This is a genomic window from Thermoactinomyces sp. CICC 10523 (genome assembly GCF_016055105.1).
GTDB classification, from domain to species: Bacteria; Bacillota; Bacilli; order Thermoactinomycetales; family Thermoactinomycetaceae; genus Thermoactinomyces_A; species Thermoactinomyces_A daqus.
Map to the genome: position 1 here is coordinate 139,570 of NZ_JAECVX010000004.1, position 24,723 is coordinate 164,292.

The 24,723-nt window shown below is 50.1% G+C and carries 25 protein-coding genes; 9 read left to right on the forward strand and 16 right to left on the reverse strand.

Features of this window, described 5'->3' with window-relative positions; genetic code table 11:
• The 3 genes from I8U19_RS07280 to I8U19_RS07290 form a co-directional block, all read right to left on the reverse strand.
• Positions 1-2,310 carry a sensor histidine kinase gene (locus tag I8U19_RS07280; protein ID WP_198055577.1) on the reverse strand — a complete coding sequence of 770 codons (2,310 nt, stop codon included), beginning with the start codon at positions 2,308-2,310 and terminating at the stop codon, positions 1-3.
• Between the two features lie 322 nt (positions 2,311-2,632).
• The gene (locus I8U19_RS07285; protein WP_033100455.1) at positions 2,633-3,226 is read right to left on the reverse strand and encodes a hypothetical protein; all 594 of its coding nucleotides are present in this window, start codon (positions 3,224-3,226) and stop codon (positions 2,633-2,635) included.
• 217 nt (positions 3,227-3,443) lie between these two features.
• Entirely contained in the window at positions 3,444-4,205 is a 762-nt protein-coding gene (locus I8U19_RS07290; protein WP_052154099.1) for a YheC/YheD family protein, read from the reverse strand.
• A gap of 436 nt (positions 4,206-4,641) precedes the next feature.
• On the opposite strand from I8U19_RS07290, the gene yycF reads away from it, so the two are divergent.
• The 5 genes from yycF to I8U19_RS07315 are packed head-to-tail and all read left to right on the forward strand — an operon-like array spanning position 4,642 to position 10,147.
• Positions 4,642-5,355, forward strand: a complete 714-nt coding sequence (yycF, locus tag I8U19_RS07295) for a response regulator YycF (RefSeq protein WP_033100457.1) — start codon at positions 4,642-4,644, stop codon at positions 5,353-5,355.
• 13 nt (positions 5,356-5,368) lie between these two features.
• The gene (locus tag I8U19_RS07300) at positions 5,369-7,171 is read left to right on the forward strand and encodes an ATP-binding protein (protein WP_033100458.1); all 1,803 of its coding nucleotides are present in this window, start codon (positions 5,369-5,371) and stop codon (positions 7,169-7,171) included.
• Positions 7,164-8,537 (forward strand): YycH family regulatory protein, encoded by a 1,374-nt coding sequence (locus I8U19_RS07305; protein WP_033100459.1) that lies wholly within the window; start codon positions 7,164-7,166, stop codon positions 8,535-8,537. Before I8U19_RS07300 ends, I8U19_RS07305 begins: the two co-directional genes overlap by 8 nt.
• A gap of 18 nt (positions 8,538-8,555) precedes the next feature.
• Complete coding sequence (yycI, locus tag I8U19_RS07310; RefSeq protein WP_033100460.1) at positions 8,556-9,317, forward strand: two-component system regulatory protein YycI; 762 nt, start codon at positions 8,556-8,558, stop codon at positions 9,315-9,317.
• A 23-nt stretch (positions 9,318-9,340) separates the two neighbouring features.
• Positions 9,341-10,147 carry an MBL fold metallo-hydrolase gene (locus I8U19_RS07315; protein ID WP_033100461.1) on the forward strand — a complete coding sequence of 269 codons (807 nt, stop codon included), beginning with the start codon at positions 9,341-9,343 and terminating at the stop codon, positions 10,145-10,147.
• Between the two features lie 39 nt (positions 10,148-10,186).
• Here the strand turns inward: I8U19_RS07315 and I8U19_RS07320 are convergent, their stop codons facing one another.
• On the reverse strand, positions 10,187-10,444 hold the full coding sequence (locus I8U19_RS07320) for a hypothetical protein (protein WP_198055578.1): 258 nt from the start codon (positions 10,442-10,444) through the stop codon (positions 10,187-10,189).
• A 558-nt stretch (positions 10,445-11,002) separates the two neighbouring features.
• On the opposite strand from I8U19_RS07320, the gene I8U19_RS07325 reads away from it, so the two are divergent.
• From I8U19_RS07325 to rlmH, 3 genes are all read left to right on the forward strand, one after another.
• Positions 11,003-12,181: a S1C family serine protease gene (locus I8U19_RS07325; protein ID WP_198055579.1), complete on the forward strand. Its 1,179-nt coding sequence runs from the start codon at positions 11,003-11,005 to the stop codon at positions 12,179-12,181.
• 164 nt (positions 12,182-12,345) lie between these two features.
• Positions 12,346-12,528, forward strand: a complete 183-nt coding sequence (locus I8U19_RS07330) for a CxxH/CxxC protein (RefSeq protein ID WP_198055580.1) — start codon at positions 12,346-12,348, stop codon at positions 12,526-12,528.
• 19 nt (positions 12,529-12,547) lie between these two features.
• Positions 12,548-13,027, forward strand: coding sequence for a 23S rRNA (pseudouridine(1915)-N(3))-methyltransferase RlmH (gene rlmH / locus I8U19_RS07335; protein ID WP_033100466.1), 480 nt, complete (start codon positions 12,548-12,550; stop codon positions 13,025-13,027).
• A gap of 78 nt (positions 13,028-13,105) precedes the next feature.
• On the opposite strand, the gene I8U19_RS07340 is transcribed toward rlmH, so the two are convergent.
• The 11 genes from I8U19_RS07340 to I8U19_RS07390 all read right to left on the reverse strand — a co-directional run bounded on the left by I8U19_RS07340 (position 13,106) and on the right by I8U19_RS07390 (position 22,528).
• The gene (locus I8U19_RS07340) at positions 13,106-14,392 is read right to left on the reverse strand and encodes an adenylosuccinate synthase (protein WP_033100467.1); all 1,287 of its coding nucleotides are present in this window, start codon (positions 14,390-14,392) and stop codon (positions 13,106-13,108) included.
• A gap of 127 nt (positions 14,393-14,519) precedes the next feature.
• Entirely contained in the window at positions 14,520-15,869 is a 1,350-nt protein-coding gene (gene dnaB / locus I8U19_RS07345; RefSeq protein ID WP_033100468.1) for a replicative DNA helicase, read from the reverse strand.
• Positions 15,870-15,927: 58 nt separating this feature from the next.
• Complete coding sequence (gene rplI / locus I8U19_RS07350) at positions 15,928-16,374, reverse strand: 50S ribosomal protein L9 (RefSeq protein WP_033100469.1); 447 nt, start codon at positions 16,372-16,374, stop codon at positions 15,928-15,930.
• On the reverse strand, positions 16,371-18,341 hold the full coding sequence (locus I8U19_RS07355; RefSeq protein ID WP_198055581.1) for a DHH family phosphoesterase: 1,971 nt from the start codon (positions 18,339-18,341) through the stop codon (positions 16,371-16,373). Before I8U19_RS07355 ends, rplI begins: the two co-directional genes overlap by 4 nt.
• Positions 18,342-18,473: 132 nt before the next feature.
• The gene (locus tag I8U19_RS07360; protein ID WP_198055582.1) at positions 18,474-19,328 is read right to left on the reverse strand and encodes a DUF2232 domain-containing protein; all 855 of its coding nucleotides are present in this window, start codon (positions 19,326-19,328) and stop codon (positions 18,474-18,476) included.
• 50 nt (positions 19,329-19,378) lie between these two features.
• Positions 19,379-19,690, reverse strand: a complete 312-nt coding sequence (locus tag I8U19_RS07365; protein ID WP_033100472.1) for a MazG-like family protein — start codon at positions 19,688-19,690, stop codon at positions 19,379-19,381.
• 114 nt (positions 19,691-19,804) lie between these two features.
• Positions 19,805-20,032, reverse strand: a complete 228-nt coding sequence (gene rpsR / locus I8U19_RS07370) for a 30S ribosomal protein S18 (RefSeq protein WP_033100473.1) — start codon at positions 20,030-20,032, stop codon at positions 19,805-19,807.
• 40 nt (positions 20,033-20,072) lie between these two features.
• Positions 20,073-20,537, reverse strand: a complete 465-nt coding sequence (gene ssb / locus I8U19_RS07375) for a single-stranded DNA-binding protein (RefSeq protein ID WP_033100474.1) — start codon at positions 20,535-20,537, stop codon at positions 20,073-20,075.
• Positions 20,538-20,591: 54 nt separating this feature from the next.
• Positions 20,592-20,885, reverse strand: coding sequence for a 30S ribosomal protein S6 (gene rpsF / locus I8U19_RS07380; RefSeq protein WP_033100475.1), 294 nt, complete (start codon positions 20,883-20,885; stop codon positions 20,592-20,594).
• 180 nt (positions 20,886-21,065) lie between these two features.
• Positions 21,066-22,166 carry a redox-regulated ATPase YchF gene (gene ychF, locus I8U19_RS07385; protein WP_033100476.1) on the reverse strand — a complete coding sequence of 367 codons (1,101 nt, stop codon included), beginning with the start codon at positions 22,164-22,166 and terminating at the stop codon, positions 21,066-21,068.
• A gap of 146 nt (positions 22,167-22,312) precedes the next feature.
• A complete protein-coding gene (locus tag I8U19_RS07390) occupies positions 22,313-22,528 on the reverse strand; it encodes a DUF951 domain-containing protein (protein ID WP_033100477.1) in 216 nt (71 codons plus the stop codon).
• Between the two features lie 291 nt (positions 22,529-22,819).
• On the opposite strand from I8U19_RS07390, the gene yyaC reads away from it, so the two are divergent.
• Positions 22,820-23,410, forward strand: a complete 591-nt coding sequence (yyaC, locus tag I8U19_RS07395) for a spore protease YyaC (RefSeq protein ID WP_033100478.1) — start codon at positions 22,820-22,822, stop codon at positions 23,408-23,410.
• Positions 23,411-23,541: 131 nt separating this feature from the next.
• Here yyaC and I8U19_RS07400 read toward each other — a convergent pair whose 3' ends face one another.
• Positions 23,542-24,687 (reverse strand): aminotransferase class V-fold PLP-dependent enzyme, encoded by a 1,146-nt coding sequence (locus I8U19_RS07400; RefSeq protein ID WP_198055583.1) that lies wholly within the window; start codon positions 24,685-24,687, stop codon positions 23,542-23,544.
• Positions 24,688-24,723 lie beyond the last annotated feature (36 nt).

The window sequence follows — 24,723 nt, forward strand, 5'->3', positions numbered from 1 at the left end:
TCATTTTACCGCACGCCGGGGCTTCGGCGCAAAAATCGTTTCCTCATAGAGGTAAAAATCCGCTTCCTCCCCGCTCTCCGGCGGATCAGCCGGAACCTGCTTCACCACCATGTGCACCTTTTGCTCCTGCCCGCTTCCTTGCCGTACGGCCTCTTCTTTCATTTTTTCTTCCACTCTCTTTTCCGCCCGGGCCATGATCTCGGCCACTTTCTCTTCAACGGAACGGCGGTCCTTTTTGCGCGGAAAAATGTCTTGCAGGGGGAGTTCTTCCTCCATAACCTTCCCTTTTCCGGCCATCAATTCTTTCTTATACTTTTTCCAGTCCGTGGTTTTTTCATGTTTCGGCTGCTCATCTGCATGCACCTCGTCCGCTTCACAGTTGCTCCCAGCGGAAGCCTGATGCCCGGTCCCATCGGTTTCCCGGCCCGCGCCTTCCTCACTCCGGTCAGGGACGGATACGCTCTCTTTCGCCTCCTCCCCCGCCTGCTCTGCTTCCGCGCTTCCGGCTTCGTCAGCGGCGATTGCGGCACTTCTCTCCTCCGGTTCCGGGAGAACTCCGCTCCCATCCGCGGCGGCAACATCTTTCTGAATTTGTTGATCCGCTGCCAGTGCCCGTGTTCTCATCCTGCCGGATCCGGCCTGGCTGAGCGGCAGATAAATATTGAAAGTCGTGCCGAGCCCGGGCTGGCTGTTGACGAAAATTTCCCCGCCATGCTCGGTAATGATCCGGTGGCAAATAGAAAGTCCCATCCCCGTTCCGTCGCCCTTGGTCGTAAAGAACGGATCAAAGATGCGGGTCATATGTTCCGGATGAATTCCATCGCCTGTATCTTTCACGGAAATATGGGCGTAATCGTTTTCACGCGCCCAGCTTACCTCCACAACTCCTTTGCTCGTCAAGGCCTCCAGCCCGTTCTGAATCAGGTTGATCATCACTTGTTTCAGCTGTTCCCCGTCCGCTTCAATCTCCATCTTGTACGGAGGGGCAACCTGTTTCAATTCATGCCCCATCAACAACGATTTCGGTTCGAGAAGGCTCAACACATCCCCCATCAACTGCTCCAGTTGAAAACGGGTAACCTGAACCGGTTTCACCTCACTCAGATTCAGAAACTGTTTGAGCAAATCATTAATCCGGTCGATTTCCGGCAAAATAATCGATTCCCATTTTTTCACCGCTTCCGACTCGGCGGCGGAAATTTGCACAAAGCCCCGAATCGATGTCAAAGGATTGCGGATCTCATGAGCCAGCCCGGCAGCCAGCTGACCCAGTGCCGACAGTTTTTCCAGATGCCGCCTGTGTTCCTCTTCTTTGTTGCGAATGCGGCGCTGTTTGAGCGTGAGCCGCTCTTCCGCGAGGCGGATCAACTGTCCTCCCGTTTTCGCCTCCTGCGGATAGGTGGCCGTCCCCAGGCAATAGTGCAGGTAGCCTTTTTCCACCTGGATCTCTTTCATGATGCAATCCACAGTCTCCAAAATCCGGCGCAGAACCTGGGAATCCCCCATCAACCCGATCGCGAATTGGTCACCGTCATAACGGGCCAGCTTTGCCGTTGCCGGCATATACTTCTTCAAAGCGTGGGCGATTCGCACCAAAATCCGGTCACCGACATCGATCCCTTCCCTCATGTTCACCTGCCGAAAGTCGGTCAAATCCAGACAGACCACGTGAAACGGCTGGTTTAGCAAATTGCGGGCCAGGCTGCGAATCACCTGTTGCTGAAACCCGTGGAAATTATATAATCCGGTCAAGGGGTCGCGCAGGTAGGTTTCCTCCAATTCCTTTTGAAAATCGCGCAGCCGCTTGTTGGACTCATTTTTCTGTTCAATCAGATAGCAGATCTTTTCCTTCTGTTTTTGCAATTCAAAATAAGCGGCCCTCACCTGCCCGCTCATCCACGCAACCCATACAAACAACAAAGAGTGACTGATCAGTTCGATCAGCATAAATTGATTCCAGACGGTAAAAGCGGAAACAGATAAATAACAAACCGTAAAGCAAAATGTGATCACATACGGGTGCTCTTCGGATGATCGGAACAGAACATAGCCCAGAACAATCAGGTAAACAGTCAAAATCGGAATGGTTTGCGTCAGGAGATCCAGCAACAAAATCGAACCCAGAACCGCCGACATGTATGTGTATAACGGAAAGCGTTCCAGCCATTTTTGATTGATAAAGAGCAAAAAGCATAAAAGGGCGGTTACCATTCCCACACAAATCCAGTGGACGGAAGGATATGTAGAAAATAATCGTTGGATGAATAAATAGAGAATCCCTTTTTTCGTGACAGCTTGAACGGTTAACACGGCGAATTCCACCCCCCGGCTCGTATTTTCAATATTTTCCATATTCCAACTCAATCATACAATCTTTGCTCATATTCTGGATGATTTCTTCCACTTATAAATAAAATAATCCTCCTCTCCTCCCCTCCTTCGACAAAACCTCACAAAATTCGCGAAGTTCCGATCCATATAAAATAGGAGTCCGCTCCCCACCATTACGGACTCCCTCTCATTCCAATCGCCGATTAATCCAATCCACGGTGTCTCCTCATTCACTTGTGATCCACCCGGTCAAGCACCGGATCACCTCGCTGTGATCGCCCCGCTTCTCTCGGGTGAAGCATCAACCGAGATAATTGACCAAATGGTTAAATCCCTTTGCCGCCTTTTCCTTGTTCTCGCTCTCGTCTTCCGCTGCGTGTTTGGATATTTTCTCCCAATTGGTGTAAGGCTCTTCCAGAGAAACGTGTTCCCGCTTGAGCAGAGTCAGCTTTTGCGACTCTTCCGAATAGGGATAGTATAATCCTTGCGCTTCATGCGCCTCCTTCACTCCATAGGGAGCTTGTCCCATCATCCGTGGCGGAAAGTGAGGTTGATCATTGAGCAGTGTATGAACAACCGTCTCCTTCAGGATATTTTTGATTTCCTCACTCCGATACCCGCTTTCCAGGCTTTTGATCCATTGGTAAACCGGTCCGTCCTCGGGTGTGAACGTCACGTTGCGCTGGGTCGGGACATACTCGCTCCGCTTCTGGATCTGCTCCTTCAACATCCTTGAATCACAGATGGACTGCAGCGGAAAGTAGTTGCTGCGCAGATAGGATTGGATGCAATATTTTACCAACATCGGGAATTGGCCTTTTGGAAGGATCTCATACCAGTAACGCACCAACCGATCTTTTTTCCCGAGATAAACGCCTACCGTAATGGAAGACATGATAACACCTCCGACAGTTGTTAAAAAATTTTAAATACCTAGAATTAATATTAATAGTAACAAGTGATCTACAAATAAGTCAACGGGAATACTTTGTCGAATCCTGTTATATATTTGCGAAAACGAAAAAAACATGCTTAGTGCATGTACAAAATCTTCTTGCAACGGAAATTTATTGGTTAAATTTTTTTATTTTTTATGAAATAAACTCCTCTGATCAAACAATGAGACTGTGAATCTTTTTAATCCTGCGATACTGCGACCGGTCTTTCAAATCACGGAACATTTTGAAATCAGGCCTTGTATTTACCTCAAAAACCCAAATTTTAAGATCGCTGTCAATCCCTGCATCAATCCCTAGCTCTTTCAACCCCTTAAAACGAGCGTTTAATGTTTTAGCAATTTCTATAGAAAGATAATGTAATTCTTTATGCAAATTTTTCATCTCCGTCAGGTTGCCGTCCGTAATTTTTTGCAATGCTGTGTGCAGTTCGATCGGCATTCCTCCTTTGCAATGATTTGTCACGATTTTTCCCGGAGCCGCCACTTTGGCACAGACCCCCGTTATTTCCCAATACTTATGCGGCTTTTGCAAATTGATGCGAAGATCAAACGGTCGTCCCTCGATCCGGGCTAATTCAATTCCTTGTTGCATGATATATTTTTTGTCCGGACGAAATTTTCGCTCAATCCATGTGGAAATTTGTCGGATTGGCAATTTTTTTCGCTCATAAAGAGTTTCGCACTTGACGATTCCGCCCCCGAGTTTCGTCAACCGGATTGCCCCGGCGCCACCGCCGCCCTTATCCGGCTTGATAAAAACGGAGCCATGGTGTTCCAGCATTCGGTAAAGCCGGTCTTTCTGATACCAGTCTGTTTCAGGGAGATAAGGCCGTAGCCTTTCATTCGCGTATAAGACCGCTGTTTTGAGGGATTTGCTGGCGACTTGTTGATACGGGAGTTTACGGGTCGTTCGCACTCCTTCTCCCCTCCTTTATGATCGTCATATCTTATTCATCTCTCTTCTGCCACGCTCGTCGGCGAACGCCCAATTTTCGACGATTTTTCAAGGGAAAAGAGGTGTTAGAATAGATAATAATGAAACAGATTGTTGCAACGGCAAAAGCGTTTGTCTTCGACCCGTCCTTGTGGGACAATGGTCTTAACTTTTGCCGGCGCCCATCGGCATTCCGGCGCAACCGGCAATCTGTTTTCCGCCAAACGCCAATCCGGCACCTTTCGGTGAAGACTCATAGAAAACAAGTATTTCGGCACAAACCGGGAATGAAAGCCGAAGCAAACTCGAAAGAGCGCTGGGACCACTTAACTGGCCATCAGGAACGTGGGGAGATCAGGAGTCCCCAACGGCCTGACCTGAAACAAAATATCACCATCAAGCTGAAGGAGGGACTGCTTTGAGCGCCAAAATCTATGTCGTCGAGGACGAGCGGCCGATCGCCGATATCATCAAGTTCAATCTGGAAAAAGAGGGATACACCGTTGATTGTATCCACGACGGATTGGAAGCGATTGAAAAGGTGATGGATTCAGCACCCGATCTCATGCTGTTGGACCTGATGTTGCCCGGCGCGGATGGAATTGAAGTTTGTCGGCGCGTACGGCAACATTTTCAATTTCCAATCATCATGCTCACCGCGAAGGACTCCGAACTGGACAAGGTCCTCGGACTGGAGATGGGAGCCGATGATTATGTGACCAAACCCTTCAGCAATCGCGAACTGCTCGCGCGGATCAAGGCAAATCTGCGCCGCACCCAATCCACGGTTAAAGAAATGAGCAAAGCGGAGAAAGGAAGCGAGATCACCGTTGGCAACATCGTCATAGACCCCGGAAGTTTTGTGGTCACCAAAAAAGGGAAAACGGTCGACCTCACCCATCGAGAGTTTGAACTTCTGCTGTACCTGGCAAAACATGTGAATCAGGTGCAAACAAGAGAACATCTGTTACAATCGGTATGGGGTTATGATTATTTCGGGGATGTGCGCACCGTTGATGTCACCATCCGTCGTCTGCGCGAGAAAATCGAAGACGACCCCGGCGCTCCCAAATACATCATCACACGCCGGGGAATCGGGTACACCATGCGCGATCCCCATTCCGAACGTTAACCCGGGTGATCAAATGAAAAAGTGGCTTCAGCTGGCAAACAGTATACAATGGAAATTGGTTGTGATCTATCTCCTTTTGATCGTGATCGCCATGCAGCTGATCGGGGTCTATTTCTTCCGGCAATTGGAAAATTATCTGACCGACAGCCTGCGCGGACAGATCAGGAATAACGCGGTGGCGATTCAGCAGACGATTAAGGACGAGCTGGCCAAACCGGAAAATGACGAGCGAAACAAAACTATTTTGTATTGGCTGAATACACTGGTTCCCCGCACCTCCAAGATGACGGTGCAGGTGATCGACCAGAACAACTTTGTCATCGCCTCCACCTCATCCAAACAGAGCAAGATCAAACAGCCCTTCAACTTTCAGCTTCCGGCAAAAGGATCGGCTTCCTTCAAGCGGCGGGACCCGGCGACCAACAAAGATTTTCAGGTCTACATTCAGAGCATCAAGGGAGAAAACGGAAAAAACCTCGGGATGATTTATATTGAAGCCCCGCTTGACGGGACCTATGCCACGATTTTTGCCATCAGCAAGATCCTGCTCAAAATTACGGCCGTCGCCGTCGTCATCTCCAGTTTCCTCATTATTATTTTGGCCCGGACGATCACCTCCCCGGTCAAAGAGATTACGGAGCAGGCCACCATTATGGCAGCCGGCGACTTTAACCGTCAGGTGGATGTGCGCAGCAAGGATGAGATCGGGCAACTGGGAATCGCATTCAATCATCTGGCTTCCCATCTGCGCAATGCCCTGGCGGAAAAAGAGGAAGAAAAAGAAAAACTGGAGTCGGTGCTGGCCAATATGAGCGACGGAGTGATAGCCACCGACAGCAAGGGGAATATCATCGTCAAAAACGCGTGGGCGGAAAAGCTCCTGGAATGCCCGGTCAAGATCGGGGACAGCTTCAATCGCGTCCTTCCCTTATCCGAACCGATTCAATTTCCCCTGCGCGAAGAAAAGCAAACTTTTCTCGAACTGAACAGCGACGACCCGGAAGAGCTGACGATCCTGAAAATCACCCTTACCCCTGTCAAATTAAAAGGGGCGCACCAGACGGGGATGGTTGCCGTACTGGAGGATGTAACTGAACAGGAAAAACTGGACCGGCAGCGAAAAGACTTTGTCGCCAACGTTTCCCATGAATTGCGCACTCCCCTGACCACCATCAAAAGCTATCTCGAAGCGCTTGATGACGGGGCAATCAATGAACCGGAGCTGGCGACGCGATTTTTGAAAGTGACCCGGCAGGAAGCAGACAGGATGACCCGCTTGATTCAGGACTTGTTGCAGCTGTCCCGCCTGGACGCGCAAAAATCCAAGTTCGCCAAGAAACCGGTCTCTGTCGAGCTGATGCTCGAGGAAGCGGTTGACCGTTTTTCCTTCCAGTGCAAACAGAAAAATATCTCTCTTACGCTGTATATCCATGAACGGATTCCGCGCGTCTATGCCGATCCGGACAAATTGGATCAAGTGCTGGACAACCTTATCTCCAACGCGGTTAAATACACGCCTGACGGAGGTTCGGTTGCCGTCGTCGCACAAGAAAAAGCGGATGGCATGGTGGAAATCGGGGTGGCCGACACGGGTATCGGCATCCCGAAAAAAGATCTCGGCCGGATTTTTGAACGTTTTTACCGTGTGGACAAGGCCCGCTCCCGCAGCATGGGAGGAACGGGGCTCGGTTTATCAATCGCCCAGCAGATCGTCCACGGTCATCAGGGAGAGATTGAAATCGACAGTGTGTACAAGAAAGGGACGCTGGTATCCTTTACGCTGCCCCCGGTGAGTGGAGGGAACGTTCATGAGTGAAAAATGGATTGAACATGCAAAAACGGCCACCCTGGTCACGCTGGTCACCATCAGCCTGGTGTTGACCGGTTTCCTGTGGTTCAGTTCCCCTGGATACCAGACCAATCCACCCTTTACCAAATATGACCTTACCTATATTTACAGCGGTACGAAATACAATGATCGGGCAGCTCATCAGCTGGCTTCCCCCTATCAGGTGATTGTCCATGCCAACAACAAAATCTCCTGGTTATTGCCGGAAGGAAATACGTATGCCCGTCTGACCCAATTGCTGCAAAAGGCAAGCTTTGACAGCTTCACCACTGTCGCTCCCACCGCGGACATGTGGAAAACCCTGTTCACTCAGGCTCCCGGCGCAGAACTGGTCTTCCCGCGCGATATTTCCGTGCAATATGCGGATGCTTTTTTCGATGCTTCCCTGCTGCAAAAGTATCCGCTCAACGGGCTCGATTCGATCAGCCGCATCTGGTTTTTTTATAACCCGGCATCCAAGGAATCTTTTGTCTGGTTCATCTCGGCGCAGGATCAGCAAATCGTGCAGGCGAAAGTGGATTTGGGGGACAAGCACCTGGAAGATGAAATCGCCAGGAGCAGCATGACCAAATCCCCGCCGCTGACAGCGGTTTTTGCGGACGGCAAAGCCCCGTGGGAGCAAAAGAACCCATCCGGCCATGCGTTTTCCCGATTTTTTTATCTGCCGACCTCTTCGTTGCCGATGAACGAATGGAGCTTTAAACTGACATCGTTCGATATCAATGAGATGAAAAAGTGGCTGATCAAAGATCCGAGCGTCGAGCCGTTCGTCACCAATAAAAATGAAGATCTCTATATGAACAACAATGAGTTTCTCACCTACAACAAAAAAGGAAACTTTATGAGTTACAGCCAGACGCCTGACGACACAGAACCGGGGACTTCCAATCTCTACACCGATCTCGCCCATATCAACAACTTTGTGCAAAGGCATCACGGGTGGACCGGCAACTATCTGCTCGACGATGTGCGGAGCAATGATAACAATCAATATTCATTCCGCTTGCTGGTGAAAGGATATCCGGTTTACTGGTCGGCCAATGTCCCGATCAATCCTGATCAAATCCAATTACAGACCAACAACAACGAAGTGATTAAATATTACCGGTCGGTTTATATCCTGGGGAGCCCCGACCGGCAGAGGACGCTTTCCCTTCCGGGCAAAGCCGAACTTCTGCAAAGTCTTGCCGACAAGAAAATCAGCCTTTCAACCGTCGAGCAAATCTATCCCGGCTATCAGGCGGACGGAATCGCCGGCAAACAAGCTGTACTCAAACCAGTCTGGATTGTCATTACCACTTCAGGCAAACGCATGTTTATCAGTTCTCCATGATGCGGGGAGGATTCCCAAATGGATTGGAGTCGTGCCAAAACCATTTTTATCATCGCTTTTCTCATTCTCGACCTTTTTCTGGGGGCACAGCTCAGCCATACGATGCAGCAACAATCACAATTTGTGGAGGAGAATGATATTTCCGCACAACAGCTACAGCAATTGCTGAAACAGGCCAAAATTAAATTCGCGGTTAAAGCGCCGAGCCCCCCGGAGCAACTGGATACCTACAAGGCAACCATCACGGCGATGGACAACAGCTGGAACCGGGATGAAAAAGGAGGCTATATCAAAGAGTTCCGTAACCCCCTTTCCTATCGTAACCAGCATGAGCTGGAAGGGATTTTGCATAAAGAAATCCCTTTTTTCGGCGAATTTGATTACATGCCGGCCCTGTCCACCCCGTCAAAAAAGCTGGTTTATTTGCAAATGGTGGGAAACCGTCCCATTTATGACGGAAAAATAGAGGTGAACCTTTCCGGTTCCCACCGGATTCACTCCATTCATGTAACCCGGTTTCAACTGGAAAAGGTGCAGGCGGTGCAGCTGGTTCCTTTCAATAATGTGCTCTACCGCTTTGTCACCGGGTGGAACAAGACGGACTTTACGATTAGCAGCGCCACTCTCGGCTATCAGGCCAAGGTTTATCCGGGAACGAGCGAAGATTACTGGTTAATCCCCTGCTGGTGTTTCCGGGTGGGGAACAGCCATCTCCTGGTGAATGCCACCAATCGCGGCGGCGATGAAGATGTGGAAACAGGGCCGGGGATCACAAAATAAAAAACAAAGGAACGAACAAGACGATGAAATTTAGCGTTCTGGCGAGTGGAAGTACAGGAAATGCCCTTTTTATCGAATCGGATAAAACGCGGATTTTGATCGATGCCGGATTGAGCGGCAAACAGCTGGAAGAGCGCATGAAAAAAATCGACATCGATCCGTCGACCATCGAAGCCATTTTTGTCACACACGAGCATATTGACCATGTGCGCGGATTAGGGGTGATGGCCCGGCGCCACCAGATCCCCGTCTATATGAATGAGGCGACGTGGCTGAGCCTTCCCTCAACCGTTGGCGAAATCCCGGAACCGTTGCAGAATGTGCTGGAAACCGGAGCGGCCCTTCAATTTCAGGACCTGACCATCGAGTCGATCCCCATCTCCCACGATGCGGCCGAACCGGTCGGCTACCAGATTCGCCAAGGCCGGGAATGCCTCGCCACCGTGACCGACCTGGGATATGTGAGCAAACGCATTGTCGACCAGGTAAACGGCGCTGACACGCTCATCTGGGAAAGCAATCATGATGTGGAAATGCTGCGCATGGGTTCTTATCCCTGGAATGTAAAGAGAAGGATTTTGAGCGACACCGGCCATTTATCCAATGAAGATGCCGGTGCGGCCCTGACCGAGATTCTGAAGGGCATCGGGGAAAACGTTTATCTGGCGCATTTGAGCCGTGATAATAACATGAGCGAACTGGCCCATCTGACGGTGAAAAACATATTGGAAGAAACGGGGATGAAAGTGGGACGCGATGTCCATCTGTGGCCGACATTTGACGACCGCCCCACTCCTCTCCGCGAAGTGCGCATAAAGGTAAAAGGGTAGCCCCCCGTTCCGGTTCCGGCAAGGGGCTGCCCTTTCCTTTCAGTAAAGCGAATGTTCATCATTTTGGTTTGCACCTGGCTCTGCCTTCACCTCTGCATCAAGTCCCTTGACCAGTTCCGCAAATTCGTTTCTTTCTATCAGTCCTTTACCGATCAATAGTTCCAAAAGGGCCGTCAACAGCAAAGTCTGCTTGTAAAAATCCAGCTTCAGATCGGCCAATTGCGCCCCGAAATTCACTTCGTCACAGCGCTTATGAGGACTTACCGGCTTACCCGCTTTCGCGCGATTTTCTTCCATTTTCTCAACTCCCAAGCAAGCAACCGACGTATAGATATTTTCTACTATCCCCCTCCTTTTTCCTATTTTATGAACTGATTTCCACCTGCAAAATATCAAACTCCGGCAGTCTCACGCGATGATTCCCCCGCTTTGCTGATCGAGAACCCCCTTCCGGTAATTTTTGCAAACAAAAAGCGGCCCCGAGGGAACGCCGGCCAAATGCTCAATTCCAATATGGTTTCAATCAAACGGAGACAAAGCCCGAATGGTTCGAGTTGCAATGAGACACAGACGGGGGGGGAAATTTTACCCAGTTTTTCATTGCAGTTTGAATCATCACCTTTTATGATTTCATTGAAAGCGGCCGGTTCTGCCTTTTCAGCAAACATTCAGCCAATCCTCAAGAAATGTTCAGTTCCTTTTAAGCAACCATTCAGCCGATCAGGATATGATGAGATTGTAAGCAAAATCGGCTGAATGCCCTCATCAAATATGAGGAGGGCGGAAAAATCTCCTCATGCCCAAGGTTAAAGACTTTACCAATTCGGGTATATTAAGGATGCAGGAGGGAATGAAATGGGATATTATGACGAATCGGACCACTATCCAAAAAGACGCCTCACCTCCCCGATCTGGACTGCTCTCATTTCAGCAATTATCGGCGGATTGGTCGTCTTGCTCTTAACCCCTTTCTTTATTTCAAGAGGGATTCTCTCTCTTCCGCCCACTTCTTACAACGGTGCAATCTCCGGACCAACCACAACGACGAGCGTCAAAGTGAACTCAGATATTACCAAGGCCGTCCAAAAAGTGGCGCCTGCAGTGGTCTCGGTTATCAACTACAACAGATCGGAAGACTTTTTTAACCCACAGGAAGTGGAGAAAGACACGGGTTCCGGCATCATTTTCCGAAAAGCAAACGGAAAAGCCCTGATCGTCACCAATTACCATGTGATTGCCGGCGGTGACCAGTTCAAAGTCGTCATTTCCGGATCAGACAACAAAAAAGAGGTTAACGCCAAACTGCTTGGCGGTGATCAACTGACCGACCTGGCAGTGTTGGAAATTCCGGACACCTATGTGACGGCTGTTGCCGAATTTGGCAACTCCGATACGCTCAAATCGGGAGAACCTGCGATCGCGATCGGAAATCCGCTCGACCTCGGGCAATCGGTTACTGTCGGGGTGATCAGCTCTCCCAAACGCTCCATCAGCGTGGATGAAGTCAACACCACCGACGTCATTCAGACAGATGCAGCGATTAACCCCGGTAACAGCGGTGGTGCGCTGGTGAACATCGCCGGACAGGTTATCGGCATCAACCGGCTGAAAATCGCCGAATCAGGGGTGGAAGGGCTTGGATTTGCCATTCCGGTAAACGAAGCTCGCCCCATCATCGAACGGTTGATTCAATACGGACATATCTCCCGTCCATGGCTGGGTGTGGGACTGGTGGATCTTTCCACTTTGCCCGGTTACACCCTGGATCAGTTGAAGTTGCCTGATTCCGTAACGGAGGGAGTGGCCGTTGCCAAAGTGGAACCGGGAAGCCCGGCCGATGAAGCGGGTTTGCAACCGCGCGACGTAATTGTAGCGCTTGACGGCAAAGCGGTCAAAGATTCATCCGGACTCCGCTCATATCTCTACCAAAACAAAAACGTCGGCGATAAAGTAACCATTACCTATTACCGTGACGGCCAAAAACAGACAGGGACGCTCGAACTGGGCGAAGCACCGCAAAACATATCACAATAGGGCTCCGTTATCGCGGAGCTTTTTCCATTTCCGTAAAAGTACAAGTTTGCCTGAACTGTCATCCCTGAGTTATCCTGAAAAAAGCACGCACATGATCCTTCCGTTTGTTTTGACTGGATTGTGGATAACTTATGAATAACTTTATATAATCATGGAGTGAAAACATGAACACAGAACACGTTTGGTACGCTTGTAATGAACATATCGACATTATTCTCGATGAAATTGTGGATAATACCTCACTCGCTCCTGAAATGGAACTTTATCGCGGAGATGACAACGAAGCAAAGTGCGGCTGGTGCGGGAACCGGCCTGCTTACCGTCTTTGGGTAAACCCCGGGGAATAAAAGGAGTTAAAGAATTTCCATGAAAATCGATGTGATAGCCGTTGGCAAACTAAAGGAAAAATATCTGCAACAGGCATGTGCTGAGTATCTGAAGCGGCTGAAGCCCTATGCGAAAGTGGAAGTGATCGAAGTAGCGGAAGAAAAGGCTTCCGATCCCGTCCATAAAACGGAAATGGAACAGATCGTCGCCAAAGAAGGGGAGCGGATCATGCGCCATCTCTCTCCGGACGCATACACGATCGCACTGGAAATTGAAGGCGAATCACTCTCTTCCCCAGCTTTTGCAAAGAAGCTCGACAAGCTGGCTACCTACGGAAAAAGCCATCTTCATTTCATCATCGGCGGTTCTTACGGTTTATCGCCACAAGTGACTGCATCCGCCGATCTGTCCTTATCCTTTTCATCCATGACCTTTCCCCATCAACTGATCCGCCTCTTTCTGCTGGAACAAATCTACCGGGCATTCAAGATCAATCGGGGAGAAACGTACCACAAGTGAACGGGACCTGTTAAAACGGCATAAAAAAACACCGGCCTTTTTGCATCAGCCGGTGCTTTTTTATGAGTCAGAAGTTCTTTACGCATAGACAGGGCGAACCTGGATCGTTTGATCACGGTCCGGCCCTACCGAGAAAATCGCAATCGGAATACCTGTCAGTTGGGAAATCCGTTCTACATAGCGCTTGGTTTCTTCCGGAAGATCACTGTAGCTGCGAACCCCGGTAATATCCGTTTTCCATCCCGGAAGCTCCTCATAAATCGGTTTGCATTTTTTCAACAGGTTCAAATTGGCCGGATAATTTTCAATCCGCTTCCCTTCGCATTCATAAGCGACGCAGATTTTTACCGTATCCAGTCCGGTCAACACATCGAGCGAATTCAGGGAGAGACCAGTGATACCGCTTACCCGGCGGGCATGGCGCACCACGACGGAATCAAACCAGCCCACGCGTCGCGGCCGCCCGGTCGTCGTTCCGTACTCACGCCCAACCTCGCGAATTTGCTCCCCGATCTCGTTGAACAGTTCGGTCGGGAACGGGCCATCTCCCACCCGGGTGGTATAAGCTTTGGCCACGCCGATCACCTGGTGGATTTTCGTCGGGCCGACACCTGAACCGATGCAAACGCCTCCGGCTACCGGATTGGAAGAAGTCACAAAAGGATAGGTTCCTTGGTCGATATCCAGCATCACCCCTTGCGCTCCTTCAAACAGCACGCGTTTCCCCTGGTCAATCGCGTCATTTAAGACGACGGACGTGTCGGTCACATAGGGGCGGATTCGCTCGGCACAAGCGAGATACGTTTCATATACTTCTTCAAATTTGCACCCTTCGGTCTCGTACAGGCGATCCAAAATGCGGTTTTTCTCTTCAAGGTTCCGGGTCAGCTTTTCCTTGAATACTTCCGGATCAAGCAAGTCGCTGATGCGAATTCCTACCCGTGCAGCCTTGTCCATATAAGCCGGTCCGATTCCTTTCCCCGTCGTTCCGATCTTTCCGGCTCCCTTGCTTTTTTCCTCAGCCAAATCCAATTTAATGTGATAGGGCATGATCACATGGGCGCGGTCGGAAATGCGGAGATTGTCCGCCTTTACGCCATGCTCTTCCAAGTAATCGAGCTCTTTTACCAGCGCCACCGGATTGATGACCATCCCATTGCCCAAAACACAGATCTTCTCTTTGTAGAAAATACCTGAGGGAATCATGTGCAGTTTGTATCGGGTTCCCCCAAACACGATGGTATGGCCGGCATTGTTTCCACCTTGGTAACGAGCAACCGCTTCTGCTTTTTCCGCCAGAAAATCAGTGATTTTTCCTTTGCCTTCATCTCCCCACTGGGTTCCTACCACTACGACCGTGGACATGATTCGTTCCTCCTAATAAGGATTAAAAACAATTCCCGAACATTTTTCACTCAACGAACTCATTTTAACAATTAAATACACATAAGTCAACGAAATACACGAACGTTATATTGACTTTCCGGCTTAATTATTCGACAAATTCCTTTTGCCGCAACTCAAGACTCAAAAATTTGTTGTAGTTCTTCAGAAAGAGCAGTTCCACTTTTCCTACCGGGCCGTTCCGCTGTTTCCCGATAATGAGTTCGGCAATATTTTTTTTCTCCGATTCCTCATTATAATAATCATCCCGGTATAAAAAGGCCACGACGTCAGCATCTTGTTCAATCGAACCCGATTCCCTGAGATCGGACAGCATCGGCCGCTTATCCTGTCTCTGTTCCACCGCACGGGACAACTGCGACAAGGCGATGACCGGCACATCAAATTCACGGGCGATCAGTTTCAGCGAGCGGGAGATCTCGGAGATTTCCTGCTGGCGGCTCTCCCCTCCCCGGCCCGTGATCAGCTGCAAGTAGTCGATCACGACCAGTCCCAGCCCGTGTTCGGCCTGCAGCCGGCGAAGCTTGGCCCGGATATCGTAAACGGTAAGACCGGGAGTGTCATCGATAAAGATCGGGGCTTCACTGAGCGTACTCATCGCCATTGTCAGCTTTTCCCAATCTTCTTCACTCAGATTCCCCGAGCGAAATCCTTGGGCATCAATGTTTCCCTCCGCTGCCAGCATCCGCATCACCAATTGGGAAGCGGACATCTCCAGACTGAAAAGAGCCACTGTTTTTCCCGCACGCACCCCGACATTCTGCGCCAGGTTCAGAGCAAATGCGGTTTTCCCCATGCTGGGCCGGGCCGCCAGTATGATTAGCTCCGAGCCCTTCAATCCGGAAGTCATGCGATCCAAATCGACAAAACCGGTGGGGGTTCCGCTGATTCCGCTTTTATTGAAATGCTGTGCCTCAATCTGCTCATAGGATTCCATCAAAACATCATGGATGGGGATAAAGCCGCTTCCCCGAACCCGACGTCCGGCGATCTCCAGAATCCGTTTTTCCGCCTCATTCAATATCTCGTTGACATCCCCGTTGCCGGAATATCCGGTCGCGGCGATTTGCGTTGCCGTGCGAATCAAACGCCGCAAAATCGCTTTTTCCTCAACGATTTTGGCATAATACTCCGCATTGGCCGCGGTGGGAACGACACCCGCCAGTTCGTTCAGGTAGGGCACGCCCCCCACTTCCTCCAACAGCTTGCGGTCACTCAGTTCAGCAGTCAAGGTCACCAGATCGACCGGTTCCCCTTTTTCAGCCAATTCATTCATCACTTGGAACAGACGTTGATGTGCTTGGCGATAAAAATCCTCGGGGCGCAATCGCTCATTGACCGAAATCAAAACCGACGGTTCGATGAGGATCGCACCGAGGACCGCTTGCTCCGCCTCATGATTATACGGGGGAAGACGGTCAGCAAACAGATCACTCACAGGTTATCCCTCCCATCGCCATAAAAAAGCACTCCATTCCAAGTGGAGTGCCATGAGCTTACTCTTCAACCACTTGCACCGAAAGTTCTGCCGTCACTTCAGGATGGAGTTTGACCGGCACTTTTGTCACGCCGAGGGTACGAATCGGTTCATCCAGCTGAATTTTCTTTTTGTCCACATCCAGTTGAAACTGCTTTTTGAGTGCCTGGCTGATTTGCTTGGAAGTGATGGAACCGAAAATTCGTCCGCCCTCGCCGGTTTTGGTCGTTAACTTGACTGTCAGCCCGCTCAGCTTTTCCCCCAGACGCTTCGCTTCGATCCGCTCTTCTTCTTTCCGTTTTTCCTCACGCCGTTTTTGGTCTTTCAGCGAATTGAGATTTCCTTCCGTCGCCATCACTGCCAGCTTGCGGGGAATGAGATAATTGCGGGCATAACCCTCGGCCACTTCTTTGACTTCCCCTTTTTTTCCGGTTCCTTTCACATCTTTGAGCAAAATCACTTTCATCGTTTCTGCCCCCCACTTTCAACTGTTTCTTTTAATGTGTCAACCAAACGTGCTTTCGCCTCTTCCAGCGACAGATTCTTCAATTGACAGGCGGCATTGGTCAGATGCCCTCCGCCTCCCAACGCTTCCATCACCAGCTGTACATTGATTTCCCCCTGCGAACGCGCGCTGATCGAGACCAAACCGTCTTCACGTCTCCCGATGACAAACGAGGCGCGAACCCCGCGCATATTGAGCAGGGTATCGGCTGCCTGGGCAATCAGCAATTGATCATATTCTTCTTCCTCATCTCCAACAGCAACGGCAATCCCACCGTCCAAAACTTCAGCCTTCCGGATGATCTCCGCCCGTTTCACATACTGGGATAAATCCTCTTTCAACAGGGATTGCACCATCATCAGGTCAGCCCCGTGTCTGCGCAAGAAAGAAGCCGCCTCAAAAGTGCGGGAACCGGCGCGAAAGGCAAAGTTTTTAGTATCAACGACAATGCCCGCCAACAGGGCTGTCGCCTCCAGCGTATCCATCGCCAGGCGACCATCCTGATATTGCAATAATTCCGTGACCAGTTCACTCGTGGAAGATGCATAAGGCTCAAGATAGACAAGGACGGGGTCTTTGACAAAGTCTTCTCCGCGGCGATGGTGATCGATAATCACAATGCGCTTGGCGCGCTCCACCAGCTTCGGTTCCATCACCAGCGACGGCTTGTGCGTGTCGACCAAAATCAACAGGGTATCGGGATCCTCAACCCAGGCGAGCGCTTTTTCCGGATGAATGAGATATTCACCCAGATAATCATGCTGCCTGATCGCGGTTAACAGACGCTCAATCGAAGAGCTCTCCTCGTCGAGGACAATGTAAGCTTCACAATCATTAATCTGTGCAAATTTCAAGACGCCGATCGCCGCACCCAGCGCGTCCATATCCGGTTGGGTGTGCCCCATCACGACGACGCGCTTGCTGTCCCGCAGCAAATTGCTCATCGCATGCGAAATGACGCGAGCGCGCACCCGCGTCCGTTTTTCAACGGCATTCGTCTTGCCCCCAAAGAAGACGATTTTCTCCCCTTCCTGGACAGCCGCCTGGTCTCCACCACGGGCCAGGGCAACATCAAGAGCGGCTGCGGCATTCTGCGCCCGCTCCACCATGCTTTTTCCGACGCTGGCCACACCGATGCTGAGCGTGATCGGAATCTTGTATTGCCTCGTCATCTCCCTGACGACATCCAGTATATCGAAACGCGTTTTCATCAATCGCTGTAACGACCGGTGGTGCGTGACAAAAAACATCTTGTCCGTATCAATTCGTTTGAGGGAAATATCGTATTCCAATGCCCACTTCGAGATCGCTCCAGACACGTTCGACAACAACAAGGTGCTCTCCTGATCGGACAACCCCTGGCCTGATTCGTCAAAGTTGTCCAAGTGGATCAAACCCAATACAGTTTGTTCATCGCGCAACTGCTGTTTCAGCGATTCCAGGCTGGTGATGTCACGGAAAAAGAAGAGACGCTCTTCTTCTTCATGGATCACTTGGTAAACCTTATCCCCGAGTTGGATCAGAAACGTCTGATCATCCTCCTCTTTCGACCGTTTCAGTTCGGGGAAGATCTCTTCCAGACTCTCCCCCACCAAACGTTCCCGATTCACCATCCGAGGGACAAAAGGGTTGTGCCATTCTATCTGTCCGTCCCTGCCATAAAGGAGTACACCGATCGGCATCTGGTTCATCGCCGCCTGCCCCGCGTTTTTCACACGATTGGACAGCGTTAAGACATATTCGGAAAAGTCCTTGCGAAAAGCGCGTTCCGCCTTGTATAAAACCAGGGCCAGCACGGCGAAAAACACAAGGCCCATAATCCCGTAGATCCAGCGATAGGTGGAAAGCAGAGCAACTAAAATCAAACTGAAACACATGGCAAAAACCATGTGATATCCGTGCCATCGTTGTATAATAAATTTCGGCATATTCGATCCCCTCAAACTAATCCTGCAAAGGCAAATTACAGTCGCATCCAACTTTTATTTTACCCTAGTTCATTTTAAGAGCAACTCCCGCTCCCAAAACAATCTCTTCCATCTCAAATCCCCCACCGCTTGTCATTTGGATAATTTTTGACGCAGCAATGTCGCCGCATCAATCATGCCCAAAAACTGGATCAACAGCGAAATTGGCGTAATGATTGAGACTGGAACCAAAAGGATCAGCCATCCTCCGCTTTTTCCCTTGCGGTGCAACAGAAAATGAATAAATCCAAATCCCTGGATCAGGAACAGCTCATGCAAAATGGTCAAAACGCTGATCCCCCCGTGTAATCCAACCACGGAAGGAAAGAAGTATAAAGCAACAAGGGTTAATAAGTAAAAATAGAAAAACACCTTCGGTAACCGCCACTCATGAAAAGCAGGCAACGTTTTTCTCTGAAATCCCTGACGCGACAACCAGCTTCTGGCGGTATAAAAGGTGATGAGAGCCATAAGACCGATAAGGTTAAAAAACACAGGCGGGACCATGGTTCCATTCGATAAGGCCTCCACCGCCTGTGCCCCTGCTCCCGATTCCTGCAATATCTCTTCCATACGAAGCGATTCTGTCTGCCAAATCGCCTTTACCCAATCGAACAGATGAAATGATTCTCCCACATACAAAAATCCCCAGGAACCAACAGCCCCAGATGCAACCCCGCTCAACACCACATCGGCTCCTGTCGTTGCCGAATGGCGATAGCAATACCCCATGATGCTTCCCATAAACCATGCGAATAAGGCGAGCAGAGCGGAGATTGCGGGGAAAAAGACAAACGCCACGCCCAAGGGGATGAGCGAAATGATCAGCGCTGCCGAAGGCCTTTTCACGCTTAGCAAAAGAAACGGCAGCGGGAGAAGCCAAAAGGTGATCATGGGAATGAAGGAAATACTGAGCGAGGCGAGCAATAAGAGAAAAAGCCCTGACATAAGAAGGCCGTCCTTTATGATCCCTTTCAGATCCTGCGGCAAATTGAATGTCACCTCTTGTTTAAATAATCATCAAGAGAGGACAAATCGCCATACCACTCTTCCAACTGGTGGCCTTCCCTGGCGTGTTCACGCAGCTTCTGCGAAACCGCTTGATCAAGTTCCCGAAAAGAAAATCCCATTCTTCTCGCCAACACGTACACGGAAATAGCCAAACTGGATAAACTATCTATGATCATGTGCTGATTGGCATAATGAATCCCCTTAAAAAGGGTGGCAATCTGGTCCAAAACCTCGGTTTTCAACCAATCAATCACTTTTATGCTTTTGGCGAATTGCACTCCCCGTTCAGGCCGGCTCATATGGTTGCACTCCTCCAAAATACTGCAAGTTTAGGAGAAATTTCCACATAAAAGAGCCGATTTCCTGCTTATTATACAAAAACAGGGGCATCAATCTCACCCCTGTTTTTGCGATCAATCATTGGTGTATGGCAACAGAGCCATTTGACGAGCCCGTTTGATGGCACGGGTCAACTGGCGTTGGTATTTGGAGCTGGTTCCCGTTACACGGCGCGGCAGAATTTTACCACGCTCGCTGATAAACTTGCGCAGCAAGTCTACATCTTTGTAATCGATGTAATCGATTTTATTGACGGTAAAGTAGCAGACTTTGCGGCGTTTGTTTCCGCGGCGACGAGCCATTCTCTTTTCCCCCTTCCTGTTTGCGATTCAGACGTTCAGATTAGAAAGGCAGATCATCATCAGAGATATCAATCGGTTGTCCGTCATCAGCAAAGGGGTCATCCATCGGCTTGTTTCCTTTGTTGTAAGTGCTTCCCCCGCCAAAGGAGCTTCCACCAAAGCCCGGAGCAGAGGATTCACTGCGGTTTTTCGGCTCAAGAAAGCGAACATCATCGGCCACGACATCTGTCGTATAGACCGTACGCCCTTCCTGATTCTCGTATTTCCCGGTCTGCAGACGGCCGTCCACACCGACCAGAGAACCTTTTCTGAGGTAGTTGGCGCAGTTTTCGGCCAGTCCCCGCCAAGTGACGATATTGATAAAATCCGCTTCGCGTTCTCCGTTTTGATTCGTGTAGTTGCGGTTAACCGCAATGCTGAATCTCGCTACGGCCACACCGCTCGACGTATACCGAAGCTCCGGATCACGCGTCAGCCGTCCTACCAGGATGACCCGATTTATCATGGATAACCTCTCCCCTTTGCATGATCAACCTTCATTTATCGAATAAACAGGCGATTATTTTTCATCGATGTTAATGATCATATGACGCATGAAGTTATCATTGATGCGAACCACATGATCAAGTTCTTTCACAACATCGGCAGACGCACGGAATGTATAAACCGTGTAGATCCCTTCACGGTAGGAATCGATCTCGTAAGCGAGACGGCGTTTACCCATGTCATCCGCGTTGATGATTTCCCCGCCGTGTTGCGCGATGGTTGCTTGCACTTTTTCGCGGCACGCTTTCACGGTTTCTTCATCAACGTCAGGACGAACGATGAACATGATTTCATAGTTGTGAGTCATCTTCCACACCTCCTTCTGGACTGTACGGCCCTGCCTGTCGCAGAGCAAGGAGAACATGAATTCTCTCTACATGTACGATTATACATTTTAGCAAACAGCCCGGAATAAATCAATGTTTGAATCGGATTTGCTCTCTAAAAATCGTGCCGACGGCGGGAAGGGATTTTGATTGTCTCCCGCTTACACATTGAATCGGAACGTCATAATATCCCCGTCCCGGACCACATACTCTTTTCCCTCTAAACGCAATAACCCTTTTTCCCGTGCCGCCGCGAGGGAACCGGCATTCAGCAAGTCCTCGTAACCGATCACTTCCGCCCGGATAAACCCTCGTTCAAAGTCGGAATGAATCACTCCGGCCGCTTGCGGGGCTTTTGTGCCCTGGCGAATCGTCCAGGCCCGGACTTCTTTTTCGCCCGCGGTAAAATATGTGATCAGGCCGAGCAAACGGTAAGCGGCTGCTATCAAGCGATCCAGCCCTGAGGAGGAGAGACCCAATTCCTCAAGAAACATGGCCCGTTCTTCCCCTTCAAGTTCGGCGATTTCCGCTTCCACTTGCGCACTGATCGGCACCACTTCGGCTCCTTCCTCCGCAGCAATCCGTTTGACGATCTGAACATACGGATTGGCTTCCGGATTGGCCAGGTCTCCCTCATTGACATTGGCGGCATAGAGAACATTTTTGAGCGTAAGCAGATTTAAACTCTTGATCAGTTTCCTTTCATCCGGATCCAGGCTAACGGTACGGGCCGGTTTCCCTTCGGCCAGCGCTTGCTGCAAACGGGTTAAAATCCCGTGTTCGGCAATCGCCGCTTTATCCCCGCTCTTTTTCTGGCGGGCCACCCGATCAAGCCGCTTTTCCACTGTTTCCAAATCTGCCAGCACCAGCTCGAGGTTAATTGTTTCGATATCGCTGGCCGGATCAACCTTTCCGGCTACGTGCGTAATATTTTCATCTTCAAAACAGCGCACGACATGAATAATCGCATCCACTTCACGGATGTGGGACAGAAATTTGTTTCCCAACCCTTCTCCGCGGCTCGCTCCTTTGACCAGTCCGGCAATATCCACAAATTGAAATGATGTGGGAACAATCCGCTGCGGATTGACGATTTGCGCCAGTTTCATCAAACGTTCATCCGGCACGTCAACCACCCCGACATTGGGGTCAATCGTACAAAAAGGGTAATTGGCCGATTCGGCCCCCGCTTGGGTAATTGCATTAAATAATGTTGATTTTCCTACATTGGGCAAGCCCACGATCCCAGTTGCTAACGCCACTTTTTGCGTTCCTCCTCCATCGTGATCCAATTCCGAATCCCATAATCAAACCCTTGTTCATTATAGCGGAAACCACGATTTCCTTCCATGCATCCCGCCGCCTTCTTTTCCATTCGGCGGTGACCATGTTGATCTCCGCCGGAGGCTTACTCTCGTTCAGCTCGTTCTTGTGCGGCAGAAACCAGAATGCGCTTCAATCGCTTTTCAAAACGGGAACGGGGCAAAAGGACACTGTGCTCACATCCGGTGCATTTCATGCGGATATCTGCACCCATGCGGATGATTTTCCAGGCATTGGTTCCACACGGGTGCGGTTTTTTCATCTCGACAATATCCCCGAGTCCAAATTCCTTTTTTTGCAAATGCGATCCCTCTCTCCTTTTTGATTGCTAACATTATAGAAACTGGCCTGCGCCAATTCAACCATTTTACTCATTCAGGCAGCAGATTCATTATCCGCCCCCGCTGCCGGCATCTCCAATGATGACAACCCGTTTAAGCGGCTCGGGAATGTATTTCCACACCGCCTTTTTTGTTTCAGCAGGGTGTGAGAAAGCCTCGATTCTTTCTTCAGCCGTTTTCATGGACAAATGTATATTTTTCCGAATACAGCCGTATACTATGAAAGAGTTTTTTGCGGAGGTCAAGAATAAATGAGAGAAATTCCGTCCATTCGGAAGCGGTCTCTGTCTCCTCTCCCATTTCGGGTTGAATATACTGATCCCGCGGCAGACCAGAGGTTCTCAACTCAGTTGGCACTAGCTCTTCACCGGTTTCTGCCCAGCCCGGAAATCGTTTGTGTCTGTATCGGGACGGACCGCTCTACCGGTGATGCCCTCGGACCTTTGGTCGGTACACTCCTCAAACAAAAAATGCCGGGTTCACTCACGGTTTACGGGACATTGGACGAGCCTGTCCATGCGCTCAACCTCGAACAAACCGTGCAAATGCTGCATCAGGAACATCGTACGGCTACTGTTCTGGCCATCGATGCCTGCCTGGGTCAATTGAAAAGCGTCGGACAGATTCAGTTAGGATTGGGGCCGGTCAAACCCGGGGCAGGAGTGCACAAAGAGTTGCCGGAAGTTGGCCAGATCCATATTACAGGAATTGTGAACGTGGCCGGATTTATGGAATATTTCGTTTTACAAAATACCCGCCTGAGCTTGGTCATGAAAATGGCCGAAATTATTTCCAACTCGATCGTCAGGGCGGTAAACCAAACCTCGCTCTCACTTGCATGAGAGCCTCTTTTTTCTTTCAGTCCGTTTCGCGAAAAAAGCCAAAAGATCTTCTCCGATCAACCGTCCGGGAGCGGATGGCCATTGGTTTGACTCCTCTCGCCTCCGAATTTCATCCTCCCGAAATAAATCAGTCACTCGTATTTAAAAGCGGCGGCGATTTCCCGAACCGCATCGATCACGGCTGTGATCTGCTCTTTTGTATTGAAATATCCGGGACTGACCCGAACAGCTCCATGCTCCGTCTTCAGACTTCGGTGTTTCAGCGCAGCGCAATGAAATCCGGCACGTACTGCTATCTGATAATGCTGGTCGAGGATCGTCGCCACCTCAATTCCATCCGCATTTTCCATAGTAAATGAAACAATCGGCAATGCGGGTGCAGCGGAAGTCAGAACCGTGACACCTTCAATCGCTTGCAATCCTTCCCACAGCTGACGGGTCAACTCCTGTTCATGCCGGTAAATCTCTCTCAATCCTGTTTTCATAATAAAATCGATTCCTGCCCCAAGCCCGGCAATCCCGGGGGTATTGGGAGTTCCGCTCTCATATCCGTAAGGACGTTCCAACGGCTGCTCCACTTCTTCCGATCGATTTCCCGTCCCGCCCTGAAGCAGGGGTTGCAAGGGAACATCCGGTTTTACGTAAAGCCCGCCCGTTCCCTGCGGGCCAAACAAGCTTTTATGTCCGGGAAAAGCAAGCAGGTCGATCGGCATTTCATCCAAATGAAAAGAGAGTAATCCCGCCGTTTGCGCCGCATCAACCAAATAGAGAATGCCATGCTTTTTCGCCATCTCGCCCAGCTCCGCAATCGGTAAAACTTCCCCTGTCACATTGGAGCCGTGAATCGTAATCAGCATCCGTGTTTCCTTGCGAATTTGCTCCTCCAGCAAAGAGGTCCAGTCTGCGCGTTCATCCTTTCCGTCCACAACCGTAACCTCAACCTTTGCTTCTTTTTCCAGCCAATAGACGGGGCGTGCCACCGCATTATGCTCCCATGCCGTGATGATCACATGATCTCCCGGCTTTAAGATGCCCTTAATGGCCATATTCAGAGCATGGGTCGTATTCTGGCAAAAGAGCAGATGATTCGGATCCCGCACCCCAAACAGCCGGGCAAGTTTCTCCCTAGTCTCTTCAATCGTTTGCGCTGCTTTTACCGCCAGCTGGTGGCCTCCCCTCCCCGGATTGGCACCAAACTCATCGATGGCCTTTTTAACAGCATCAGAAACCCCTGGAGGTTTGGGCCATGTGGAAGCAGCATTATCAAGATAAATCAATGTCGGATTCCTCCTTTTCACGATGATGAAAAGTTT